This is a genomic window from Fulverythrobacter fulvus (genome assembly GCF_037154085.1).
Taxonomy (GTDB): Bacteria; Pseudomonadota; Alphaproteobacteria; order Sphingomonadales; family Sphingomonadaceae; genus Andeanibacterium; species Andeanibacterium fulvum.
On record NZ_JBANRM010000004.1, the window covers coordinates 151,113 to 173,940 of the forward strand.

Sequence of the window (22,828 nt, forward strand, 5' to 3'; positions counted from 1 at the left end):
GATCGCCTTTCTCCGGGATCGTCACGGCCCGCAACTGGAGATTGCGGCGCGGGAATTGGGGCGTGCAAAGGCCCAGCCCGTGCTTTCCGCATCCAGGCTTGGTGCAGTGATACACTTTCACCCGGTATGCCTCTCGGTTACTGTCTGCCCGCAGCTGAGCGCATAACGCGGCTACCGGGTTGGAGGATTGTCTTGGACGTACCGAAGCTGGACCTTGCCTTTCGCATCAGGCTCGATTTCGGCGAAGGACCGCGTGTGCGATTTACTCCCGGATACACCTCCTTCACGCGCGGCTTCGTGGGGCTGCAGGGCGGAGAAATCCTCGGCCCTCGCCTGACTGGCAGGGTCGTGCCCAATTCCGGCGGAGACTGGCCGCGCATGTGGTCCAGCGGGCTGATCGAGTTCGAGGCGCATTACATGCTGGAAGCAGACGACGGCACCCCGATCTATATTCACAATCGCGGCATCGCATATTCGAACCCGGACGTGATGGCGCGCATCGAGGCGGACGAGACCGTTGCCCCAGCCGACAATTACTGCCGCGTCACTCCGCGCTTCGAAGCCCCGGCGGGGCGGCATGAGTGGCTCAACCGCACGATCTTCGTTGGCGTTGCAGAGCGCCAGGGTGCCTCGACCCTGTTCGACTATTACGCGGTGAACTGACCATGGCACCGGAACTCTCCATTGCCGACCAACTGGCAATCCGCGACGTCATTTCCCGCTACGCTTGGGCGCTCGACACGGGCGATGTCGAAGACTTCGTTACCTGCTTCTGCAGCGACGGGGCGCTGGTGTGGGACGCCTTCGAGACACCGATGCGCTGGCAGGGCCATGATGCCCTGCGCCATTTCGCCACGTTCTTCCGCGACCTGCCGACCTCCGCGGGGCGTCAGCATCATGTGACGAACACGATCGTCAGCCCCTCCCCGGATGGGGCCCGCGCCCGGTCCTATGCAGCAGTGGCCCTGCGCCAGGGAGACGGGCCGCACCTGCTGCATGTGATGGGATATTACGAGGATCTGTTTCGCCAGGAAGACGGGAAATGGGGCCTGGCCGAACGCGTCATCCGTGACTGGTCCGGCCCGATCCTCAAGGAATTTGCCGGGCAGACGGGCGAACACGTCGCCCGTCCCATGCCCCCGCCGCTGGCAGGGGCGCTCTTCCCCGGCAACGGCGGATAATCGCTCCGTCAGAAGGTCGAGGTCGTCGCCCCGCCATCGATCACCAGGCTCTGGCCGGTGATGTAATTGGCGAATTCGCTGCAGAACATGGCCACGAAGGCACCGACATCGTCGCAATCGCCGAAGCGGCCTGCCGCGATGCGCCATTCGCGGGAAAACTCGGCCACTTCCTGCTCATAGGTCGTGCCATTGGCCCGTGCACGACCGGTGAACTGCTCTTCCACCGTGGCGCTGTGATGCATGCCGGGCAGGAGGTTGTTGATCATGACGTTGTGCTTGGCGACCAGTTTCGACACGGCCACAGTGTAGTTCACCAGCGCGGCGCGGGTGCTCCCGGACAGAACCCGGATTTCACCGGGATATTTGGCGGCCACTGTCGCGATATTGACGATCCGTCCCCATTTGCGTTCCACCATGCCGTCCAGCACACGGCGCATGAACTCGACCGGCGAAAGCAGCGATATGTCGATCGCCTCGCGCCATTGATCGTCGGTAATGGCGCGGTAATCGGGCGTGAAAGCTGGCGGCGCGCAAGTACCTACCAGAATGTCCGGTTCGGGACATGCCGCCAGGATACGCTCCCGCCCCTCGGCACTGCTGTGATCGGCACAGATGGGAACGATTTTGGCTCCGGTTTCTGCGGCTATTTCAGCGCAGGCCTTAAGCAGCCGTTCTTCGCCGCGGGCAGAAACGTATACCTCCGCCCCTTCGCGCGCCAAAGCAAGGACTGCGCTTCGCCCCATGCCCGCGCTGCCCCCATTGACGATCGCTTTCCGCCCCCTGATGCCCAGATCCATTTTTTCTTCCTTCCCCCTTCGGTCTCGATCGACCAGTCGGTCGTCTATGACATCGGGCCAGTGCGGACAATCCAACCGTCGCCAGCTCCTGCTAGTGGCGAGAGGCCTGTATCTCCTGCGCTGGTGCCTTCAGTCTAACCGCAACTTGCCTCCTATTGGCATAGCTGTGGCTTTGAGCACGAGCAGCTACGCCGTTCTGCCACTCAGCCAAGACGACTAAACGATGTTCCTTGTCAGCGTTTCAATCGAAGAGATGGCGCACACACTGCTTGAAAAGCAGGTGCAGCGGGTTTGGCAGCCCTGCCGAACCCGCTAGCGCCCGAATGCCCGGTTCTCAGCAGCCTTTCTGTCCTCTTCGATGTGCCGCCCTGCCAACAGCAGGACTGGCCCTGCAACGATCGCGATCCCGGCCGTGATCGCCATGGAATATCGGATGGCCTCATCGCCCCAGATGGCATTGAACTGATCGTTCAGGATGCCCACACCCAGCGGCCCCAGAATATCGCCCAGCAGTGAGTTGATGAGGAAATAGCAGGCCATGCCCAGCGTGCGTATCCGCGACGGCATGATCTGGACGAGCAGCAGCGAGATCAGGGGCACCGCCATCGTCACGGCAAAGCTGTCCACCGCAGCGCCCAGCCCCAGAATCCAGAGATTGGGCGAGAACAGGAACACATATTGCGCCAAGCCCTGCGTCACGAAACACAATGCGGGCAGCCACACCTGCCACCGTTCGTCCCGACGCATCAACCAAGCCAGAATGAAGCCGGATGAGAGCCCCCCGGCCAGCCCTGCCGCACCGCGTATCGGCCCCAGCAGGCTAGCGCTTTGAGCCACGTCGATATGATGGACGCGCACCATGAAGGTCGTGTTCCAGATGATGTAGGCATAGAAGGAGATGATCAGCAGCGAGGCGGCCAGCGTCGTGTAGATATAAGTCCGCCTGCGCAGCAGATAGAAGACAGCGTCCCAGAACGGCGCCTTCTCTTCCGGCGGAGGGCCGCCAGCGTCGAACTGGCCCCGCTTGGGCTCCTTCACCGTAAGCATGACCAGCAGGCCGAAGAACAGGCCAACGCCGCCTGCAATCCAGTACGCCGTCCGCCAGCCATGGGTATGCGCGATCCAGCCCGCTGCCGGGGTCAGCAGCAGGGAAGAGATCGACGTGCCCGACACCATCACCGCAAAGGCAATCGGGCGCCTTTTGCGGTCGAACAGATCGGTCAGCAGCGAGGAGGAAGACGGGTTGGCAGAGGATTCCCCCACCCCCATCAGGAAACGCGTGGCGGCAAGCTGCCAGAAATTCGACACAAACCCGGTCAGCAGCGTCATCACGCTCCAGAAGGAAAAGCCGCAGCCGATCACCAGCTTGCGGCTTCCGCGATCCGCCAGCCGCGCCACCGGCACGCCCATCACGGCATAGACCAGCACGAAAGCGACCCCGGTGATCAGGCCGAACTGCGTATCGGTAAGCGGCACATCCTCGCGGATCAGCGGGTAGAGCAGCGAGATCAGCAGCCTGTCGAAATAATTGAACGCATAGGTGATGGTCAGCATCACCAGCGTGTAGACAGACACTGTCGTCCACCCGCCATTCGGGGCAGGAACTCCGCCTTGCTCCAGCGTGGGAGCATTCTCTTCAGCTGAAGTCGTCACGGATATCCTGCCCCGATATGTTCAAGTCATGGAAGTGACCTTGCCCCTTTGGGCTCAGGCCAGTTCCACCGCGTTCATGACATGTGCCTGCGTGTATTCATTCAGGCCCGCTTCGCCCAGTTCGGCACCGATGCCGGACTGCTTGCTGCCGCGGAACGGAATGTTCGGATCGATCGCCAGCGTCTGGTTGATCCAGACCGTGCCGGAATCGATCTGGCGCGCCACGTCCATGGCCCGGGCCAGATCCTTGCCCCAGACCGAACCGCCAAGGCCGAATTCGGAATTGTTGGCACGCGCGATCACATCGCCGATCTCTTCATATTTCAGCACCGGCAGCACAGGCCCGAACTGTTCTTCGCGCACGATGGCCGCATCCTCGGGAACGTCGCGCAGGATCGTCGGCGGAATGAAGTAGCCGTCGCTTTCCAGCGGAGTGCCACCGGCGATTACCGTCGAACGCTCGCGGGCTTCGTCGAGCATCGAACAGATCTTGTCGAACTGCATCTTGTTCTGCACCGGGCCGATGGTGACGCCCTGTTCGGAACCGTCGCCCACGTTGGCATCGTCAGCAATGCGGGCGATCTCGTCGCAGAAATCGTCATATAGGCCTTCGGGCACATAGACGCGCTTGATGGCAACGCAGATCTGGCCGGCATTGGTCATCGCGCCATCGTAGATCTTCCGGGCGACTACCTTGGGGTCGGCATCGTCCAGCACGATAGCTGCATCGTTCCCGCCCAGTTCCAGCGTCACGCGCTTGAGCGAAGCGGCAGCCGAAGCCATCACCTTCTTGCCCGTGCCGGTCGAACCGGTGAAGGCGATCTTGTCGATGCCCGGATGGCTGGTCAGCGCCTCGCCCAGATCGTTCTGGTCGGCGATGATATTCACCACACCGGCAGGCAGAACCTCGGCGCAGATTTCACCGAACAGCAGAGTGGTCAGCGGCGTGGTCGGCGCGGGCTTCACCACCATGGTGTTGCCGGTAACGAGTGCCGGCCCGAGCTTGTTCATCAGCAGGACCAGCGGGAAGTTCCAGGGCGTGATCGCCGCGACCACGCCCAGCGGGGTGCGGTGTTCGATAACGCGGTTGCCGCCTTCGTCGCGCAGGACCTTGTCCTGCAGGCGGCGGTCACGGAACGCGCGCAGGATGAAGGTGCAGCCGATCACTTCACCCATTGCCTGGTCAAGCGGCTTGCCCTGTTCGCTGGTCAGCAGGCTGGCAAATTCCGGCGCCCGTGCTTCCAGCCGGGCGGCGAGCTGTTCGATCATGCCTGCACGATCGTCCGCGCTCAGGCGGGACCATGCGGGGAAGGCATCGCGGGCGGCCTTCACCGCGCGGTCGAGAATGGCCTTGTCCGCCTTGGGGCACGTGGCAAATGCCTGACCGGTTGCCGGGTTGATCACGTCAAAGTCCGAAACGCCGGCCTCTGCCTTGCCGTTGATCAAAAGATTGAACTCACGCTGCACTGAAATCCTCCACGATTAAAACGCGCCTCCTACCGCGCAGTGAAGACAAAATCTCCACCGACCTGCTCGAGCCAGTGGAGATTTCGCCGTCAGACACCAGGGAACTGGGAGGTTAGAACTGGCGGCCGATGGAAAGGCTCCACTCGCGCGGGCGCCCGGGGGTCCCCGCCGTGCCCGCAGAAGAACCCGTGCCGATGGACGCGTAATATTCTTCCTTGGTGATGTTGGTCACGTTGAATGCGACGTCCCACAACCCATCGGGCGATGACCAGCCGATGCGGGCATTGAGCAAGCCATAGCCCGCCTGCGAATTCTCGATATTATTGGTCAGGTCGTAATAGACCCGGCTGCGGTAGTTATAATCCGCGCCGAAAGAGATATCGCCGATGCTACCGGCAGGAACCGCATATTCGGCCGACAGGCTGTAAGTGGTCTTGGGGACCCTGATCGGCTTGCAGGACAGGCACGGTGCACCCGCGATACCGGCGGCCGAGCCGAGGTCCTTATAGTCGTAGTCGGTCAGGCCGAGGCTGCCGCTGAAGGTCAGTCCGTTGACCGGACGGATCACGGCTTCGACTTCCAGGCCCTGAATGGTGGATTCGCCCACATTGGTGCGCGTGATGATCGGCGCGCCCGTATTGGCATCCGGGCCGAAACCGGTCTGCTGGAGGTTCGAATATTCGCCATAGAATGCCGACACGTTCAGGCGGAAGCGCCGGTCGAACAGATCGGCCTTGAAGCCACCTTCATAGCTGATCAGGTCTTCCGGTTTGACGATAGTATCCTCGCCCGGGAACAGCGGGCGCGGGTTGAAGCCGCCCCCACGGAAGCCGGTCGACACTAGGCCATAGACCATGACGTCATCCGTCACCTTGAAATCGGCACCGATCTTCCAGTCCACCCGGTCATAGGCGGTGGTCCGCACCGAGCGGGGGAAGAACACGTCGCCCTGCCTGAATTCGCCCGCAAACACGCGAATGTAGGAATAGGTCTTCTTCTCATCCGAATAACGCAGCCCCGCGCTCAGGTTGAGGCGGTCGGTCAGGCTGAGAATGCCGTGGGCGAAGGCGGCCTTGGTCTCGCTGGACACGGGGTCGTCCGTCCGCAGTACGATGGGCGGCCAGAACAGCAGTTCGGGGATGTGGATTTCGCTGATGTCGCGGCCCGAGCTGTCGAAGTAGAAGCCACCGACAGTCCATTCGAGGCGATCGGCGAAGGAAAGGCCGGACAGGCGCAGTTCCTGGCTGAACTGCTCATGCTCCAGCCAGGTGCGCGACCCGCCGACATCGAGCGGAGACTGGTCCCCGTCGCGGCTGAACTGGCCGTCATAGGTGCGGTAGGACGTGATCGACTTCAGGCTGATCTTGTCGCCCAACTGCCAATCGATATTGCCGCGTAGCCCCCAGCTGTCGACCACGCTGATATTGGGCAGGGAAAGCCCGGTCAGGTCCGCACTGAAAGTGGAGTAGCTGGTGTACATGTCCGGCGTGATGAAACGCTCGTCATAGGGCACGCCATAATTGGCCATATAGACCAGATCATTGGCATTGCCGAACGTGCCATCGGTGCTGAGGTCGGACTGGGCGATGACCTTGTAGGGCGAAGTTTCGCCGCCATCGTGCGAGTAATCCCCGGCAACGGTCACAGTCAGCGCGTCGCTCAGCGTGGCTTTCAGCGTAGCGCGGCCGCTCCACACATCCTCGCCGCCTTCGGTGCCGACCTTGCAGTCTTCCGCAGTGGTCCGCGGGCGCATCACATAGGCCAGCGGCCCTTCGCCGGTTCCCGTCAGCGTAGGATTGGCGCAGGCGAAGTCGATCACGTTCATGTAACCGTCGCGGCGGCGCCCATTGGCCGCCACGCGCAGGGCAAGGCGATCCTCGATCAGCGAGAGGTCCATATGGCCGCGCGCCTCGAAGCGATTGAAGCTGCCAGTGGTCAGCCGCAGCGATGCCGAATTGTCGCCCTTGGGCTGATTGCTGACGAGACGGATCGCGCCGCCGATGCTGTTCTTGCCGAACAGCGTGCCCTGGGGCCCGCGCAGCACTTCGACCCGCTCCACATCCAGCAGGTCGAACAGCGAACCGAAGACGGTCGAATGATAGACATCGTCCACATAGAAGCCCACCGCGCCTTCGACGGCGAAGTTGTAATCCCCTTCGCCGACGCCGCGAATGGAAACGCTAGCGGATTTGCCGAGGAACGTCCCGCCGCTGGTCAGCAGCATATTGGGCGCGGAATCCGCGACCGTGGAAATGTCGACCGCGCCCTTCTTGAGCAGGTCTTCGCCGGTCACGGCTGTAATCGCGATGGGCGTATCCTGAAGTGCCTCCTGCCGGAAACGCGCCGTAACCACGATTTCCTGGCCGGTCGGTTCAAAATCAGCCGCTTCGGCCGCATTACCGGCTTCCTGAGCCGAAGCCTGCCCACCGACAAGCGCGCTGGCGAAAACAGCAGCAGACACGGTCTGACAAAGAAATGTACGGAGCCTCATTTAATCCTCCCCTCGCATTTTGCTCGTGCCGCGCCTCTTGGCGTGCGCGGTCCGCACCGGGGGCCGGGTTTATCCACCCGCTCTCATCCCTCGGCGAAGGGCTGATTATCACCGCCAATTTCCGTTCACTATAACACTGACGCGATAATCATTATTGACGGCATGCATATTTACGGCCGAATTGCAGGTGAACCGGGAGGGCATATGGGCAGGGAAAAACTGCGGGAACTCGATCTGAATCTGCTCGTGATCCTGGACGCCCTGCTGCGCTGCGAGAGCGTTTCACAGGCCGCAGAAGAACTGAACATGTCGCAAAGCGCAGTGAGTCACGCGCTGAAACGCCTGCGCGAAGTATTCGGCGATGCCCTGTTCGTCCGCGCGAAGGACGGCATGGCACCCACGCCCAGAGCCATCGAGATTTCAGGCTATGTCACTGAGATCATCAGACTGGCACGCGTCACTCTGCTGCCGAGCCACAATTTCGATCCCGAGAAGTCCGACCGCCCCTTGATGCTGGCTCTTGGCGACGCGGGCGACATGGCGATCCTGCCAAAGCTGGCCGCCTATCTTCGCGAGCACAATGCAACAGGCAGAATTCTCTCCCTGCCCTATACCGCCGAAGAGGCCATGCCCTTGCTCGGCGAAGGGAAACTCGATCTCTATGTCGGGACGATCAACACCGCATCTGCCGACATACTCTGTCAGAAACTCTATGAAGACAGGCTGGTTATCGTAACATCGCAGCACCACAAGATCACCGGCACGATCAGCGTGGAACAATATGCCTCATGCGAGCACATCATGCTCCAATCGCGCACACGCGCTCAAACCGGCACGACGATCTTCGACCTGTTCGAGAAGGAAGGGCTCTATCGCAAGGTTCGGATCGAAACCCCGCACATGGCATCCATTCCCCTCATTTTGGAAAAGAACGATGGCCTTATTGCCACCACCGCCCTCTCCATCGCTCGATATTACCAGAGATCCGGCAATATAAAGATTCTGGAGCCATCCTTTTACCTCCCGAGCCTGACCATCAACCAGTATTGGCACCGGAGGTTCAATAATGACCCGTTCATCCTTTGGGCCCGCCGAACGTTGTGCGATCTATTCCAGAACAGGGAACTGAATTACTGAAGGGCGGGCTCAAAGGCGTGTCTACATTCAGAACATTTGACCCAGATAGCGACTTAGATGGTCGCTGCATTCTAACCGCAACTTGTATCCACACGCGAGTTTTTTGTCGGCAAACAGAGGGCGATGAAGCCCAATTCCTTCAAACGCCATCGCTTTCCGCCGGAGATCATCCGCCACCCGGTCTCGCCGCATTTCCGGTTCGGCGTGAGCATGCGGGTGTCGAAGACCTGCTCGCAGAGCGTAGGATCGGCCTGAGGTAGATATCTCCGGTGCTGGGCAACAAGTTCGGTCCGGCGATCGCAACGAACATTCGGCGCAGACGCGGCCGTGCCGACGGCCTGCGGCATCTCGACGAAATGGTTGTTCGCATCGGCGCCAAGTGCATGTCCATGCGGCGAGCTGTCGACAACGAAAGGGAAGCCCTGGACGTACTCGTGCAGAAGCCCGGAACAAGGCCGCCGCGATGAAACTGCTGAGAAAACTGCGAAAGAACCAAAGCTTCGCGCCGGACAGGATCCTCACCGACCGCCTTGCTTCATACCGGCCTCGTCGTGCGTACAGAGTGGTTTGGCACTGCACCAGCCCGGGCGATTGCAGGAGAACAATCGGGCAGAAAATTCCCACCTTCCGTTGCGAAGGCACGAACGAAAGATGCAGCGTTTCCAGTCCCCAGAGCAGGCTCAGCGCTTCGCTTCCACTCACTGTGCGATCTACAACAGCTTCGTCATCCAGCGCCAACTCACCCCAGAGAGACAATGCCAGACTTCTGATCAACCGCTTTTGATGTGTAGGATGCCGCGTCAATAGCTGCTGGATGAAATTATGCCCTCTTGGCCGCAGTATTGCGCTAAATCGCGCTCAATCCCGTAAGCGCCGCCTCGTCGAAAGTGCGCGCGAATGGCGCTGGTCGAGCGCACACGATCTGTTCGATCTGGCGCTAAGCGACGGGCCCACCGCCGCTCGTCCGGTGCTCGACCGCTTCCCGGACATCGCCGCACTGATCGAGGCAAGCGAAGACCTTGAACTTTCGCAGGCTTTGCGCCGCTCGGAACCGGTGGGCCGCCCATTGGGCGAGGACGCATTTCTCGATCGGGTGGCGGAACTTGCCGGGCGCAATCCCAGACCCGCCAAACGGGGACCAAAACCCGCCAAGGCATAATTAGTGCACTGTCACCGTAATCCCGAATTCTACCCGGAATTCTAGTGCACTGTCAGCGCAGTTTCTCAAGCTCAAAGAACTTCGGTATCATTCCAATAAGAATTCCAGCGTGCTCCACCATATTTGAAGAACCTGGGGTATTTTTTATATGATATGAAACATCCTCTAAAGAATGCGAATCCCCAACAAATGGATATATTTTGCTTAGAACATCAATGCGCTCACCAGACTTATATATACACGAAAGACTTATTCCTTCAGTAAAATGATATTTCAATGAAAATATCCGCCCCATCTTCTCGAAGATCAATTCGAGAAAGCCACTCCGAGCTTCTTCACTAATAACCTTGCCGCCAGCTTTGGCGACAAGTTCTGCAATCTTGGAGAATGTCTTTGACGTCATCGGGGCTATCTATCTTTTTACGTAGCTCGATCCACGTAGAACGTATCCATATTGATCCAAATTCGATTCTATGAACCTAATCTCACGTGCCGTGAACGAGTTTAGATTTCTTGCTGCATGCTCCAAACCCTCTGATGTAATATCAATTCGAGCGATGCCTCCCCGCATTTGTTGACGCAGAACCGATTCATTGACTTGCCAGGCCTTGGCATCTGCGAAATCCACCCCCCATACGCTTCCAACCGGCGGAAGAAATCATTAGGAGTTTCATACCAAACCCCGCCGTTTTGCATGGCTTCTTGAATGTAGCCGGGATGCCTTCCAAGGACAAGCCTATCCCCAGAACCATGCATGGACATGCTCGCCAATTCATCCGCCAGACGCGCCGCGTCATCACCTTCGGCGACCATAAATTCGTCAAGCTTGCGGTAGAATATCTCTGCAAAGTCATCGGTGTGCCGTGCGATTGCTTCTACCGCATCGTCGCTATTTCTGATGCCTGCTTCGCCGAGCCCCTCAACACCTTCTCTCAAGCCATGCTTTGCCAAGCTCCGCGGATCACCAATGCTGATGACGAATCCGGCCCACTCACCAGCAGCGAAATCAGTATTCTCCTCTCTAATTCGAGCAATATGCCCATCAGATTCAAAGAGTTCAGCTCCAGTTACCTCCGTGACAACTCCCGCAGCAAATGCCGTGTTTTCATTTGTGTAAAACTCGCCAATTGCCCTCTGCTTAATTGTAGCTCTCACCTCGTACACAAAGTTGATCTCTCGATTTCCCACGATCCGACCGTCATCGGTCAGGTTGCTTTTCATGGCATTGAGCAGAGGATCCCAGGCGGATGCGTTGGGATTTAGGCCTGTAAATCCAGGCATTTGGTCTGCATATTTGCGATGTAAGGGAACAATCACTCCCGAAAGGAATTGTTCAGCACTCATATCCCGATTGTTGAACACGCCTTGATAGGCGTCGGTGACCATGTCTGCGGGCCAAGCGAGCAATCGAGTTTCGTCTTCCCAACCGCCGATATCATTCTGGGATCCGCCGGCTGATCGACTCTGAGCATCTGGGCTCCTTGGCGCGTCTCCAGCCGCCGCAGCCTGCTCCAAGCGCAACGGCCTGGTCGAGAACGTGCGCCTGTCGCTACGCCCTACCCTCGCCTACCCAAAAGGCCCGGCGCATCTGATCTGACAGCGCCGACGCAGCCTATCCGGCAGCGGCATGAGCCTGAAGACATAGCCGCAATCGAGCGATATGAGCTCCAGATGGCCCGGCTGCTTCTGTTCAACAAACCCTTCGGGGTCTTGTCGCAATTCACCGACCGCGGATCGCCAACGGTTCGCTCGACATTGTCGGACTTCATTGCGGTGAAGGGCGTCTATCCCGCTGGGAGGCTCGATCGGGACAGTGAGGGCCTGCTGCTGCTATGCGATGACGGGCGGCTGCAGGCGCGAATTGCCGATCCACGCTTTAAGCTGCCCAAGACTTACCTTGTGCAGGTCGAAGGCGATCCACAGGAACTGGAGCTGGAGCGCTTGCGGAAGGGCGTCCGGCTCAAAGATGGCATGACCCTGCCGGCCGAAGTTGCGCGCATTGACGAGCCGGACCTGTGGCCGCGCGATACGCCGATACGCCAGCGCAAGTCCATTCCCGACAGCTGGCTGAAAATCACCATCCGCGAAGGGCGCAACCGGCAAGTGCGCCGAATGACGGCGGCGGTCGGCTTGCCCACTCTCAGGCTGGTGCGCTGGTCGATCGGCGACTGGACTGTCGCCGGGATCGCACCGGGCCAGTTCGAGGATATCTCTGTCTAGGCGAAGTCAACAGCGGGAGGCACCGCTACGCTCTCAATCGTCATCAAGGCAAGTCGTCAGGATTTTACAGCCCAATGAATTATCGCCATTCCTTCCATGCCGGCAACAGCGCCGATGTCGTGAAGCATAGCCTGCTGATCGCCCTCGTCCGAGCCTTGCAGCTCAAAGAGAGCGCGCTGACCCTGATCGACACTCATGCCGGCTGCGGGCTGTACGACCTTTACGGCGATGAGGCCCAACGCACCGGCGAGTCCATGCAGGGCGTGCTGCGGGCCTTTGCCGACACGAACCCCTTGCTGGACCATTACCGCGCCGCCGTAGAGGCGGTGAATGTCGGGGCCGAGCCGCACCTCTACCCCGGCTCGCCGCAGATTCTGGCGCAGCTTCTGCGCCCGCAGGATTCCCTGATCCTCAACGAAAAACATCCCGAGGACGCCTACGCCCTGCGCGGCGTGATGCGCGGCACACCCGCTGCCGTGCATGAGCGCGACGCCTACGAGCTTTGGCTGGCGATGGTGCCGCCCCGAACGCCTCGCGGCGTGGTGGTGGTCGACCCGCCATACGAGCAGACGGACGAACGCGCGCGCATCACGGCCACCCTGGCCGCCGCTCACCGCAAATGGGCTCATGGCGTGACGGTGATCTGGTATCCACTGAAGGAGCGCCCCACTCATGCGCAGTGGAAGCACAAGTTGCGCAGGCTCGGCATCCCGAAATTCCTGTGCGTGGAGCATTGGTTGTACGACAGCGATCAGCCCGGCATCTATAACGGCGCGGGCCTATTCATCGTCAACCCGCCCTACGCCTTCACCCAGGCGCTGCCGCCTATGCTGGAGGCCCTGCGCGCCGCGCTGGCGCCGGAAGGGCATAGGGGCGAGATCACAGCCGATTGGTTGGGCGATTAAAGAAACCCACCTCATCCCCGCTCCCAAAGGAGGAATTGCCATGCCGCAGGTTGCCAACAAATCACCTCGCGAGATTTGCTCGACGTCGGAGGTTGGCTGGTGACCAGCGCTGCATTTGCACCACGTTAATAGCGGAACGCTGGTAGGTCCGTTTGGTCTACCAACCGGTGCACTTTGTCTGACAGCGCCGGCTTCATCCACGCAAGCCGCGCAATTACGCCATTCAGGCTTTGCCACTCAGTCAAGGCGGTTCAGCGTCTCCTTAATGAACTGCAAAGCTGTACCCTCGTCGGGGGTCTTGTTCGTCTGGCAGAGCTATCTCGCCCTGTTCCCAGCGCCGGGCAAGGCAAGCCAGATGCTCGCCCCACGTTCCTGGGCCAGCCTCGTCACGATGGCTTTCCATTCCGCAGGTATGAGCTTCACGTTCAGGTGACGGACCATATCCCGCTCAAGCCGGTTCCAATGGCCGGCGGCCAAACGCCCGTTCACCGATCTCTCATCGCTCACCAGATGGAATTCATGGCCCATCTGCCGGGCCAGCCCCTCAAAGATCAGCCGGTCGGAAAACCTCGTTATGCCCACGAGCGGCACCGATCCCGCCTCCTGGATGATAGCCTGCGCGTTCGTCAGATCGGCTCCGCCCTCAAAAACGCGCAAAGGGGAACTGCCATCGGCGGTGAGCGCATTCGAGTTACGCGCCAATTTGGCCGCCTCTCGAAGCCGACCATCGATCAGCAATTGCAGATGTGCACGCCCGCCGCGCTGGGCGGCCAGCGCCGGACCGGCAACAGACCCGGCACCGACGATCAGCCCTGCCTTGAGGAAACTACGCCGACCGATCACTTGCCCCGCTCCTGATCGCGCGTCAGGTAAGCTACGATCTCTGCCAGCTCCTTTTCCGTCACATCGGCGCGGGTGATCGGAGGCATGGAATTTATGCCGTGCCGCACGACATATTCGACATACTCACCGGGCAGATCGTCCCTCTCAGCCAGAAGCGAGCCCTCTTCGCCCAGCCGCAGGCGCAGCATACGTGTGCCCGTGCCGCCCGGCAGGTGACACATGCCGCAATGCTGCAAATAGGTCGCCTCCGGCCTGGCCGCTTTCGCTGCACTGCCATTGGCCGACACCTGACCGGTTTCGGAAGAGGCTGTGCTGGCCAGGGCCAAGCCTGCAACGGCGACAATCCCAAGCGCGACTGCGCGGACGTTCCGGCTCATGCCGTCCTCCCATAGGTGAAATTGCTGCCGATCCCGCTCTTGCCGGGCGCGATGATGCCATTGGGGTCAAGCGCCTGCTTTATCTGGTTGTTTAGCCGGGCCAGGGCGGAATCGTTGTAATCGAACGTGTCGGCGATCTGCTGCATATATTCGACATGGGTGCGATATTCGGCATAGCCGTTCGCCTTGCTGTCCTTAATCAGGGCGTCGAACAGGCCCCGCGCACGGCTGATCATGTCCTCGTCGTCACGGTCGTAAATGATCAGGTTGATGTTGTTGATGTGCCGCTGGCCCATCGAGAACGATGTGTAGTAATCCAGACCGAATTCGTCGAAGCGGCCCTTCATCTCCTTGGCCTGTGCCAGTGCCAGCGCCCCATCGGGAGGCATGACGGGGGAAAAGCCCATGTGCCCGCCTCTGCCGCCATGCCAATTGACGATGTGCAGTGCCAACACACTTGGAACACCCCGGGCGGAACTGGCTATCGGCTGCCCCTTCTCCCAGGTCTCCCACTCGATTTCATGTTCGATGCCCGGCCCCAGGGCAGCGGCCATCGCGTCCATATGTGCACGGACCTTGCCCTCATGCCCGGTCGTGTTCAGCCCGAAGCTCCACCAACCGCAATCGTATTTGTCGATGATCTTCTGCGCGACCGCATCCGGCAGTGCCCCCTTGCCCTGGTACCAGTCCTCGCGGCGCGTCAGCACTGCTGCATCGTGGAGATAATTGCCGAAAACGAAATTGTGCTCGATCACGTTGAGGCGACGCAGTTCCGCCAGCTTGTCGATGGCCCAACCGATATCCTCGAACTTCGGAAGGCGGATCCGCGTCTTGGCCGACATCTGCGGCTCAGGCTGCAGCCACACCCCAGCCTGAGTGACGATCCCGAAGTTCGACTGGAAGAACAGCTGGTCCCAGGAAGGGCCGAAGCCGAACTTGTAGCAATGCGCGGCCTTGTTCCCCGCCATCGCGCCCAGCCCTGTCCGCATCATCCCGCCGTCAGGCATGATGACCTCCAGGCCGCAAAGCTGCTCGTAATGATTGCCGTAGGAAGTGTAGCCAAGGCCGCGCTCCAGCGCATTGCCGATAATGCTGCCCCAGGAATTACCCGGCACCGACATCCACAAGGGGATGCCGTTTTCTTCCAGATAATTGAACAGGTCGAAGAAACCGACGCCCGGTTCGATCACGGCATAGGCCTGTTTCGGATCGACATCGATGATCCGGTTCATGCGCGTCATGTCCACGACGATGCTGCCTGCAATCGCCGGAGATGCAGTGCCATAGCCGAGGTTCTTGCCGCGCGAGACGGGCCACAAGGGAACGCGATGCTCATTGGCCAGCCTGACGATGGCCTGCACTTCTTCCTTGTTCGCAGGAGCCACCGCGGCCGAAGGGGCGTATTTCTCGCCACTGCCGAAGGCATAGGGATCGGTATAGGTCAGCCGGTCGTTCTCGGTGGCAAACAGCCATTCATCGCCGACGACACGCCCGAATGCCGCAAGCGCACTGTCGAGCGCAGACTTGCTCAATCCCCTTGGCAGCACAGGTTCCATTCCCTCAATTCCTCCTTGGATTTCACTTTCACGCAGCGCAGCGGCGTTCACCGCATCCTCACCGCAAGACTTCCTGAACTTCACGGCCAAAGGGCTTGAGTTCCGCCTCGCGCCCTTCCCTGATCTTTTCCGCCCAGGCGGCATCCGCCAGCAGCGCCCGGCCGACCGCGACTAGATCGAATTCCCCGGCTTCCAGCCTGCGGATCAGATCGTCGAGCGCCGCGTGGCGCAGTTGGCCGCGATGGAAGAAATCGCCGGTCAGGCCGACCGACCCCACCGTCATCGATGCCCGCCCGGTCAGCTTCTTGGCCCAGCCGGCCAGGTTCATTTCGGAAAACTCGAACTCCGGCTCCCAGAAACGGCGCTGCGAACAATGGAACAGGTCCACCCCCGCATCCGCGAGCGGCCCCAGCCACATTTCCAGTTCCGCCGGTGTTTCGATTGGCCGGGCCGAGTAATCCTGCGCCTTCCACTGGGAAATCCGCATGAAAAGAGGAAACTTCGGCCCGACCGCGCGGCGCACCGCCCGCATCACTTCGATGCCGAAGCGGGCACGTTCCGCCAGGGTTTCGCCGCCCCATTTGTCGGTGCGGCGATTGGTTTCCTTCCAGAAGAACTGATCGATCAGGAAGCCGTGGGCACCATGAATCTCGATCGCGTCGAAGCCCATTGCCTTCGCCGTTCCGGCAGCTGTGGCGAATGCCGCAATCGTGTCTGCGATGTCGTTCTCGCTCATGCCCTGACTTGCCGGAAGCCAGGGATCGTTGATGCCGGACGGGCTTTCTATCGGGCCGGGGCGGAAATCCGCATCGCGGTTCCACGCCGATCCGGCGTGCCATAATTGCAGCGCAATCTTGCCGGACGCCGCATGTACGCTGTCGACCACGTCCTGCCAGACAGGGAGAGCTTCCGAATGGAAAATGGCAAGGTTGGGATCGTTATTGGAGGCCGGGCGCGCAATGCCGGTTGCGCCGGTCATGATCAGCCCCACGCCGCCTTCCACGCGGCGCCTGTGATAGGCAGCAAATTCTGCCGGGGGGATGCCAGATGGCGAAACGTATCGCGACATGGGTGACATGACCACGCGATTTGGCAATTCCAGGCCCTTGATCTTAAAGGGAGCGAACAGCGGTTCCATTTCCGGATTAGTCGCCTTGGCAGTCGAAATTGAGGTCACCATGTTGTCCTGAGGCATTGATTTGTCCTGCTGCTCACCACCCGGTGGGCATCAGAAAGGGGCAATTTTCGAAGATGGTTTCGATGGCGGTGATCCGGCCATGGTCGACCTGGAAAGCCTCCATGATCAGGATCGAGCGCGGCACGCGCTGGTGCGGTTCGGTCGGGCGTTCTTCCCCACGCCTGAAGCGCCATGAACGGACCGTACCCGGGAAATCGAACCGGGCCATCGCAAAGGCGATCCCCTGTTCCTCATCCACATAGACGCGGCGCTCCTCGATCGCAGTGCAGTAGCAGAAGAACTGGCAATCGATCTGTTCGGCGACCCCCATGGAGTAGAGATCGAAGCCACGGGCTGCCTTGCGCGCGCCATCTTCTGGCTGACATGTCACCGCCTCCCCGCATTCGATGCGGACACAATCGTCGCGGATGGGAAGCATGGCGGCATCGTCGGCAATGATCGCGTCGAAATAGAGATGCGGCACTCTGGCAAGGAATTCCCTGTCGGGCGGGCAGTCCGGCTTGCGCAAAATGGGCGATGGGGCGAACATTGCCTCAGGCCGGAACAGCACGCCCCGTCGGCGACAGACCACGGTCTCTATTTCGGTGATCGTCCCGGCTTCCGATAGGGCGAGGCGCACCATCAGCACGGCCAGATCGCCACCTTCGCGAACCGCGCAATAGCCTGCCACCTGGCCAAGGCGGACGTCGGCAAACCGGGCGTAGCACGATCCGACCTGCTCGACCGTGCCCCACAGCCCACTGCCGATGGGCATCGCCTGGCCGCATTCGGTAAACCGCACGCCTTCATCCAAAGGCAGGCTTTCGGGCCGTCCTTCAGCCAGAGCCCGCAGATAGGCATCAAAGGCGGCGACAAGGGCTTCGCGTGCGATCATGCCCCGGCTCTCCTTTCAGGGCGAAAGGCATCGCGTTCAACAAACCCGGCGGCCAGAAAATAGAACACCGCGCTCAAGGCAAACAGCCCGCAGAGCACCAGGAAAGCCCCCTGCAATCCGCTGGCAGCCGCGCTGGTGCAGGCTTCCACAAGTGCGGGTGCGCTCCCCTCCGCCGCTACGCCATTCGGGCAAACCGCGTGGAACGCGCCGCCCCCGTGATCGAAGGCGGCAACTGCGAAGCGATCGCTCAACACCCCGGTCAGAGCTGGCCCGGCCCCGCCCCCGATCAGGCCGGTAATCACGGAAATGATCGCGATGGCCGAAGCCCGCATGCGCGGCCCAACCATATTCTGGACCATAGTGAGCGTGGGCACATAGAAGAAGAACTGCGTCAGCCCGCCCAGCATCACGAAGAAGCCGGTGCTGACCATGGAATCCCGGCTGAAGGCGATGGCGTAGAATATCGCGGAAAGCAGGACGCCCGCAGCCGGAATCCAGGCATGCCAGCGACGATCCAGTCTGCCCGCCCAGTCCATGCCGAAGCCCGCGATCATCATCGAACAACCAAGCGCGAAGGCATTGATGAAGCCGTACATCATCGCCGCCTGTCCGGTCGAAAGGCCGAATGTCCTGCCGTAATAGGCGGCCAGAAAATTGCTGATCCCGTGCATGCCCATGGTCACCAGCAAGGCGGCGAGCGCAACGAACAGGAAGCTGCGCCGCCTCAGGAGCGCCAGCAGCACATCCAGCAGCGACGGCACCGCTTCCTCCACCACGCCATCCGCCTTGCCGCGCTCCGGCTCGCGCAGCCTCCACACCAGGATCATGACCAGCAGCCCCGGCAGGCCCGCAACGAAGAAGGCAACCCGCCAGCCAAAGGTTCCGGCGACGAATACGGTCAGCAAGGCGGCGAAAATGGCCGACACCGGGCTGCCGAGTTGCAGGATCGACATTGCGCCGCCGCGGCGGTCTGCGCGGAAGGCATCGCCCAGCAATGACGATGCCGCAGGCAGGAAGGCGGCCTCGCCTATGCCCACCCCCATGCGGCCGATCATCAGCTGGGCAAAATTGGTCGCCAGTCCGCAGGCCGCCGTCATCAGCGACCAGAAGCCGGTGCAGACAGCGATGATCGTCGTGCGGCTGCGGCGTTCGGCCAGACGGGCCAGTGGCAAGCCCAGCAAGGTCTGGAAGAGCGCGAAGGAAATACCTCCGGCAATGCCGATTTCGAAGTCCGACAGGCCAAGGTCCACCTTGATATCGTCCACCATCATGAAGAAGATGACCCGATCGGTGTAATTGAGCATCGACACGAGGAAGAGCACGCCCAGAAACCAGCGCCGCGCCATGGCCGAGGAAAAGGTGTCGGGAGGCGGCACTGCAATCGCCGGTGTGCCGGAAGTAGATGCAACGGCGTCCATATTCAGCTTTCCGGGGCAGTCGCTGACCAGCGCTGGCCGGTCACGGGATTTGGATAATGGAAGGGGACAGTCTCGTTATCGGGGAAGAGCGCCGGCATGGCCTCAAGCCGATCCGGCCCGCATGGATCTTCCGGGAAACATGTGTCCGCAGGCTTCGCCCGATTGCCTGTGGGATCGGCCTTGCCCCAGCCAAGATCGTAATCCGCTTCCCACACAGTGGTGTAGCGGAAGGCCTGGATCCGCCAGGCCCCGCTGGTCCGGCTGTAGGAATTCTCGTAAAGTCCTGAGTGCCAATATTGATTGCGGCGGCCATCTGACGCAGCGACCGTTTCATGCACGCCACCCTGGACAAGGCACCGGAACCGCGCATCGGCAGTGTTTCCATCCGGAGCGATGTCGATCACCCCCTGCAGCATGAGGTGATCGACCAGCAGCCCCTTGCGCTGTGCAAACTGTCCCAGCCTGCCGCCATAGAGCCGCCTGGCACCCGCCTTGCCGAGATAAACCCCGCCCTGGAAATGGATCGAACAATCATCCTCGAACAGAGCCACCACTTCATCGAAAAGCAGGCGATCCATGTAATAGCCGTAGGCATAGTGGAGCCTGCGGATCGCCTCGATCGATTGCTGCCGGTCAAGCTCTCGCCGCAAGTCCTCGAACTCGCGGCGAGACACGGGATGATTGTCCGCTTCCATCGGCCTGCTCAGAACGAGAACCGCGTGCCGACGCGATAGGCCCTGCCCACAACGTCGAAATAGGCATTGTTGGTAGCGCCGGAATTGGACGGAGCGACCGGGGGATCCGTGTCGAACAGATTGCTCACCGTCGCGTAGACATCGACCTCGGAACTGCCGCCCAGATCGAGCTTATAGTTCAGGGTAAGGTCGAAATAATGCCGCCCATCGACCGTATTGTCGTTGATGCTGTTCGGCAGTGAGGGATTATAGGCCGGATCGTCGGGACCGATCAGCGTGGCGTCATATTTGCTGGGCGCGATCCACCGGTGAGCCAGTGCGACACGCAGCTTGTCGAAATCGGCGCTGACGGTGTTGTAGATGATCCAGTGGGGCACACCCGACACACCCGAGATCGGCCTGCCGGACTGGCCCGCCCGGTTGATGGAACCACGGGAATCGACCGTGATCAGATCCTTGGTGTAAGTGGCAAGCGACCGGAAATCGATCCCGACAGAACCGATCGAACCGCTGTAACCAAGCTCGAAGTCGATACCCCTCGCGATATACTGATTGAGATTAAAGGGGATTTCACGCACCTGCGTGATCTCGCCCTGGTTATCGATGTCCACGGCACTGCAGAACTCCGTCGCCCCCGAGAAGCACCGATCGACCAGCGTCTGGGCACCGATGGAACCGATCGCTCCGTTCAATTTAATCTCGTAAAGATCCACCGAGAAACGCAGGCCGGACAGCGGACCAGTGGGTGCGATAACCGCACCGATCGTGGTGGTGTCAGCCTTTTCAGGCAGCAGGTTCGGATTGCCGCCCGTGCGAGCGGGAACCAGCGATTGCTGCAAGGTAGTCGGGTTCACGATACCGCGGAAGGTCGCCACCAGCGGGCTGAACAGATCGCCGATATTGGGCGCGCGAATATCGCGTGAGCGCGAAGCCCGGAAACGCAGCCAATCGACCGGCTCGTAAATCAGCCCCGCCTTCCATGTGACGACAGAGCCGGCAGGGTTGTAATGCGTGAAGCGCACCGCGCCGTTCAGCTCGAGTTTCTCGGCCAGCGGGCGGTCAGCCAGCAGAGGCACGATGGTTTCGGCATAGCCTTCGATCACGTCGATAGTGCCGAGCTTCCCATCGTAGGCTGGCTGGTTGCCGACAAAGAAACCATTGCCCTTGGAAACCGCATCGCTCTGCCCGCTTGCGCTTTCCGAGCGATATTCCACACCGAATGCAGCAGAAACCGGACCGGCAGGCAGATCGAACAGATCGCCCTGCACATTGGCCGCCGCAACATGCTGCTGATAACTCAGGGTCGAATAGGATTCCCCGAAGGCATAGGCATAGGCATCCTGAGACCAGTTGTTCTCCCCGAACAGATTCAGCGGTCGGCAGGGGGTACTCGGGTCAGCGAGCGCCACCCGGCAGACGATGCTGCCATTATCCGCCCGCACAGCATCCACGGCACGCGCGTAATTGGCGGTGTTCTTGAGATTTTCGCCGTCGAATCGGTAATCGGTCCGCCCATATTGGTAATAGAGATCCCAGCTCCAGTTCGACGAGATTTCTCCGCTGAGGCCCGCTGCAATCCGGTAGACTTCATTGGTACTCGTGTACCTGCCCGGGCCGAAATCGTTGCCCACGCGCCCCAGTTGGAACGAAGTGATGTTCTGCTCGTCCATCTCGTCCTGGATGGCTTGCGGGATATAGGGATTGTCACGCTTGATCGCGTTCGATCCGAAATCCATCGGCTCGACGATGTAGTTAAACCCCTGCGACCAGGCGTAGGAACCTTCCGCGAAGAATTCGACCCCGTTGCCAAGCTCGTAATCGAGATGGGCAAAGGTGCTCAGATGCTTGGTTGCAGCGACTTGCTTGATAAAGGGGACCGCGTACCAATTGGTCGGGCCCGAACCACCGAGCATGAACAGGGACGTCCGGTAGTCGCCATATTCGAAGGGATAGGGCGAACCGTCCGGTGCAAACTGGGTCCCCGCCAGCGGCCCCGAAGTAATAAGGCCGCCCGGCGCCCCGAAGCTCACACGCGCGCCAGCCGAAATGATATTGGCCGGCACCCCGCCGACACCGGGTGCGGGATTGGAAAGAATGCGGGTGCTGTCGCTGAGGATGACGGAAATCTCCGAACCGTCATTCGAGCCCCAACCGCGGGAAAGCTGATCGCCCGAACCTTCATTGTCGACATATTCCGCACCGACGATGAAATGGCCTGCACCGCCGCCAAAGCTGCCGCCATAGGCGAGAGCGGCCACATATTCCTGCATGTCGCCCAGTTCGGCCTGGCCATATTGCGCCTGTCCGCGCAGCCCTTCGAAATCCTTGTCGAGAAGCAGGTTGACCACGCCGGAGACTGCATCCGAACCATAGGCCGCGGATGCGCCGCCAGTGACGATCTCCGCGCGGTCGATCAGCAGGCTGGGCACGAGGTTGACGTCAACCGTGCCCGAAATGGAATTCGGCACGAAACGGCGGCCATCGACCAGCACCAGCGTGCGGTTGGCCCCCAGGCCACGCAGATCGAGGTAATTGCCGCCGACGTTGCCGGAATCGAATTGGGAGGTTGCTGGCGTCTTGTCCGGACGGAAAGACGGCAGGCGGTTCAGGCTGTCGGCGACATTGACCTGCGAAAACTGCGTCAGCGCTTCAGCGTCGGCCACCCGAACCGGGGTTGGCGCATCGGAACCGTCTCGCGCGATGCGCGAGCCCGTCACCACGATTGCCTCAGAAGATGCAGCGCTCTCGCCCGCAGAATCTTCCTGCGCGATAGCTGGGGCCGCGGAAACCGCGACAATGATTGCCGAAAGCGAGCAGCCAGCAAGGCGCACGCGCCGGTTCAAAGGAACCTTCATCC

21 protein-coding genes are annotated in these 22,828 nt (G+C 60.6%); 7 read left to right on the forward strand and 14 right to left on the reverse strand.

Translation table 11 applies throughout. The annotated features are described in order from the left end of the window. Positions 1-192: 192 nt before the first annotated feature. Together WFP36_RS12825 and WFP36_RS12830 are read left to right on the forward strand one after the other, a co-directional pair. Complete coding sequence (locus WFP36_RS12825) at positions 193-663, forward strand: DUF3237 domain-containing protein (RefSeq protein ID WP_336980909.1); 471 nt, start codon at positions 193-195, stop codon at positions 661-663. 2 nt (positions 664-665) lie between these two features. Then, positions 666-1,181, forward strand: coding sequence for a nuclear transport factor 2 family protein (locus WFP36_RS12830; protein WP_336980910.1), 516 nt, complete (start codon positions 666-668; stop codon positions 1,179-1,181). A gap of 8 nt (positions 1,182-1,189) precedes the next feature. Here the strand turns inward: WFP36_RS12830 and WFP36_RS12835 are convergent, their stop codons facing one another. The 4 genes from WFP36_RS12835 to WFP36_RS12850 all read right to left on the reverse strand — a co-directional run bounded on the left by WFP36_RS12835 (position 1,190) and on the right by WFP36_RS12850 (position 7,559). Further along, entirely contained in the window at positions 1,190-1,978 is a 789-nt protein-coding gene (locus WFP36_RS12835) for an SDR family oxidoreductase (RefSeq protein ID WP_336980911.1), read from the reverse strand. A 312-nt stretch (positions 1,979-2,290) separates the two neighbouring features. Further along, a complete protein-coding gene (locus tag WFP36_RS12840; RefSeq protein ID WP_336980912.1) occupies positions 2,291-3,631 on the reverse strand; it encodes a spinster family MFS transporter in 1,341 nt (446 codons plus the stop codon). Between the two features lie 54 nt (positions 3,632-3,685). Further along, positions 3,686-5,098: an aldehyde dehydrogenase family protein gene (locus WFP36_RS12845; RefSeq protein ID WP_336980913.1), complete on the reverse strand. Its 1,413-nt coding sequence runs from the start codon at positions 5,096-5,098 to the stop codon at positions 3,686-3,688. Positions 5,099-5,210: 112 nt separating this feature from the next. After that, positions 5,211-7,559, reverse strand: coding sequence for a TonB-dependent receptor (locus tag WFP36_RS12850; protein ID WP_336980914.1), 2,349 nt, complete (start codon positions 7,557-7,559; stop codon positions 5,211-5,213). A 192-nt stretch (positions 7,560-7,751) separates the two neighbouring features. Here WFP36_RS12850 and WFP36_RS12855 point away from each other — a divergent pair, with 192 nt between their 5' ends. The 3 genes from WFP36_RS12855 to WFP36_RS12865 all read left to right on the forward strand — a co-directional run bounded on the left by WFP36_RS12855 (position 7,752) and on the right by WFP36_RS12865 (position 9,885). Then, positions 7,752-8,726, forward strand: coding sequence for a LysR family transcriptional regulator (locus WFP36_RS12855; protein WP_336980915.1), 975 nt, complete (start codon positions 7,752-7,754; stop codon positions 8,724-8,726). A gap of 327 nt (positions 8,727-9,053) precedes the next feature. Beyond that, positions 9,054-9,533, forward strand: coding sequence for a DDE-type integrase/transposase/recombinase (locus WFP36_RS16815; RefSeq protein WP_419716636.1), 480 nt, complete (start codon positions 9,054-9,056; stop codon positions 9,531-9,533). Between the two features lie 7 nt (positions 9,534-9,540). Then, positions 9,541-9,885, forward strand: a complete 345-nt coding sequence (locus tag WFP36_RS12865) for a hypothetical protein (protein ID WP_336980916.1) — start codon at positions 9,541-9,543, stop codon at positions 9,883-9,885. A gap of 52 nt (positions 9,886-9,937) precedes the next feature. On the opposite strand, the gene WFP36_RS12870 is transcribed toward WFP36_RS12865, so the two are convergent. Beyond that, complete coding sequence (locus WFP36_RS12870) at positions 9,938-10,288, reverse strand: hypothetical protein (protein ID WP_336980917.1); 351 nt, start codon at positions 10,286-10,288, stop codon at positions 9,938-9,940. Positions 10,289-10,389: 101 nt separating this feature from the next. Beyond that, entirely contained in the window at positions 10,390-11,271 is an 882-nt protein-coding gene (locus WFP36_RS12875; RefSeq protein WP_336980918.1) for a hypothetical protein, read from the reverse strand. 285 nt (positions 11,272-11,556) lie between these two features. On the opposite strand from WFP36_RS12875, the gene WFP36_RS12880 reads away from it, so the two are divergent. Further along, positions 11,557-12,105, forward strand: a complete 549-nt coding sequence (locus WFP36_RS12880; RefSeq protein ID WP_336980919.1) for a pseudouridine synthase — start codon at positions 11,557-11,559, stop codon at positions 12,103-12,105. A gap of 74 nt (positions 12,106-12,179) precedes the next feature. Continuing rightward, positions 12,180-13,010: a 23S rRNA (adenine(2030)-N(6))-methyltransferase RlmJ gene (locus WFP36_RS12885; protein ID WP_336980920.1), complete on the forward strand. Its 831-nt coding sequence runs from the start codon at positions 12,180-12,182 to the stop codon at positions 13,008-13,010. A 315-nt stretch (positions 13,011-13,325) separates the two neighbouring features. On the opposite strand, the gene WFP36_RS12890 is transcribed toward WFP36_RS12885, so the two are convergent. The 8 genes from WFP36_RS12890 to WFP36_RS12925 all read right to left on the reverse strand — a co-directional run bounded on the left by WFP36_RS12890 (position 13,326) and on the right by WFP36_RS12925 (position 22,826). Beyond that, positions 13,326-13,853 (reverse strand): hypothetical protein, encoded by a 528-nt coding sequence (locus tag WFP36_RS12890; protein WP_336980921.1) that lies wholly within the window; start codon positions 13,851-13,853, stop codon positions 13,326-13,328. Next, positions 13,850-14,230 carry a c-type cytochrome gene (locus tag WFP36_RS12895; RefSeq protein ID WP_336980922.1) on the reverse strand — a complete coding sequence of 127 codons (381 nt, stop codon included), beginning with the start codon at positions 14,228-14,230 and terminating at the stop codon, positions 13,850-13,852. The genes WFP36_RS12890 and WFP36_RS12895 overlap by 4 nt, the downstream gene beginning before the upstream one ends. Then, a complete protein-coding gene (locus tag WFP36_RS12900) occupies positions 14,227-15,762 on the reverse strand; it encodes an FAD-binding oxidoreductase (RefSeq protein ID WP_336980923.1) in 1,536 nt (511 codons plus the stop codon). The genes WFP36_RS12895 and WFP36_RS12900 overlap by 4 nt, the downstream gene beginning before the upstream one ends. 82 nt (positions 15,763-15,844) lie before the next feature. Then, positions 15,845-16,981 (reverse strand): oxidoreductase, encoded by a 1,137-nt coding sequence (locus tag WFP36_RS12905; protein WP_336980924.1) that lies wholly within the window; start codon positions 16,979-16,981, stop codon positions 15,845-15,847. Positions 16,982-16,997: 16 nt separating this feature from the next. Beyond that, a complete protein-coding gene (locus WFP36_RS12910) occupies positions 16,998-17,858 on the reverse strand; it encodes a hypothetical protein (RefSeq protein ID WP_336980925.1) in 861 nt (286 codons plus the stop codon). Continuing rightward, positions 17,855-19,204 (reverse strand): spinster family MFS transporter, encoded by a 1,350-nt coding sequence (locus WFP36_RS12915; RefSeq protein ID WP_336980926.1) that lies wholly within the window; start codon positions 19,202-19,204, stop codon positions 17,855-17,857. Before WFP36_RS12915 ends, WFP36_RS12910 begins: the two co-directional genes overlap by 4 nt. A gap of 74 nt (positions 19,205-19,278) precedes the next feature. Further along, positions 19,279-19,971: a nuclear transport factor 2 family protein gene (locus WFP36_RS12920; RefSeq protein WP_336980927.1), complete on the reverse strand. Its 693-nt coding sequence runs from the start codon at positions 19,969-19,971 to the stop codon at positions 19,279-19,281. A gap of 8 nt (positions 19,972-19,979) precedes the next feature. Next, complete coding sequence (locus WFP36_RS12925; RefSeq protein ID WP_336980928.1) at positions 19,980-22,826, reverse strand: TonB-dependent receptor domain-containing protein; 2,847 nt, start codon at positions 22,824-22,826, stop codon at positions 19,980-19,982. Positions 22,827-22,828: the final 2 nt, after the last annotated feature.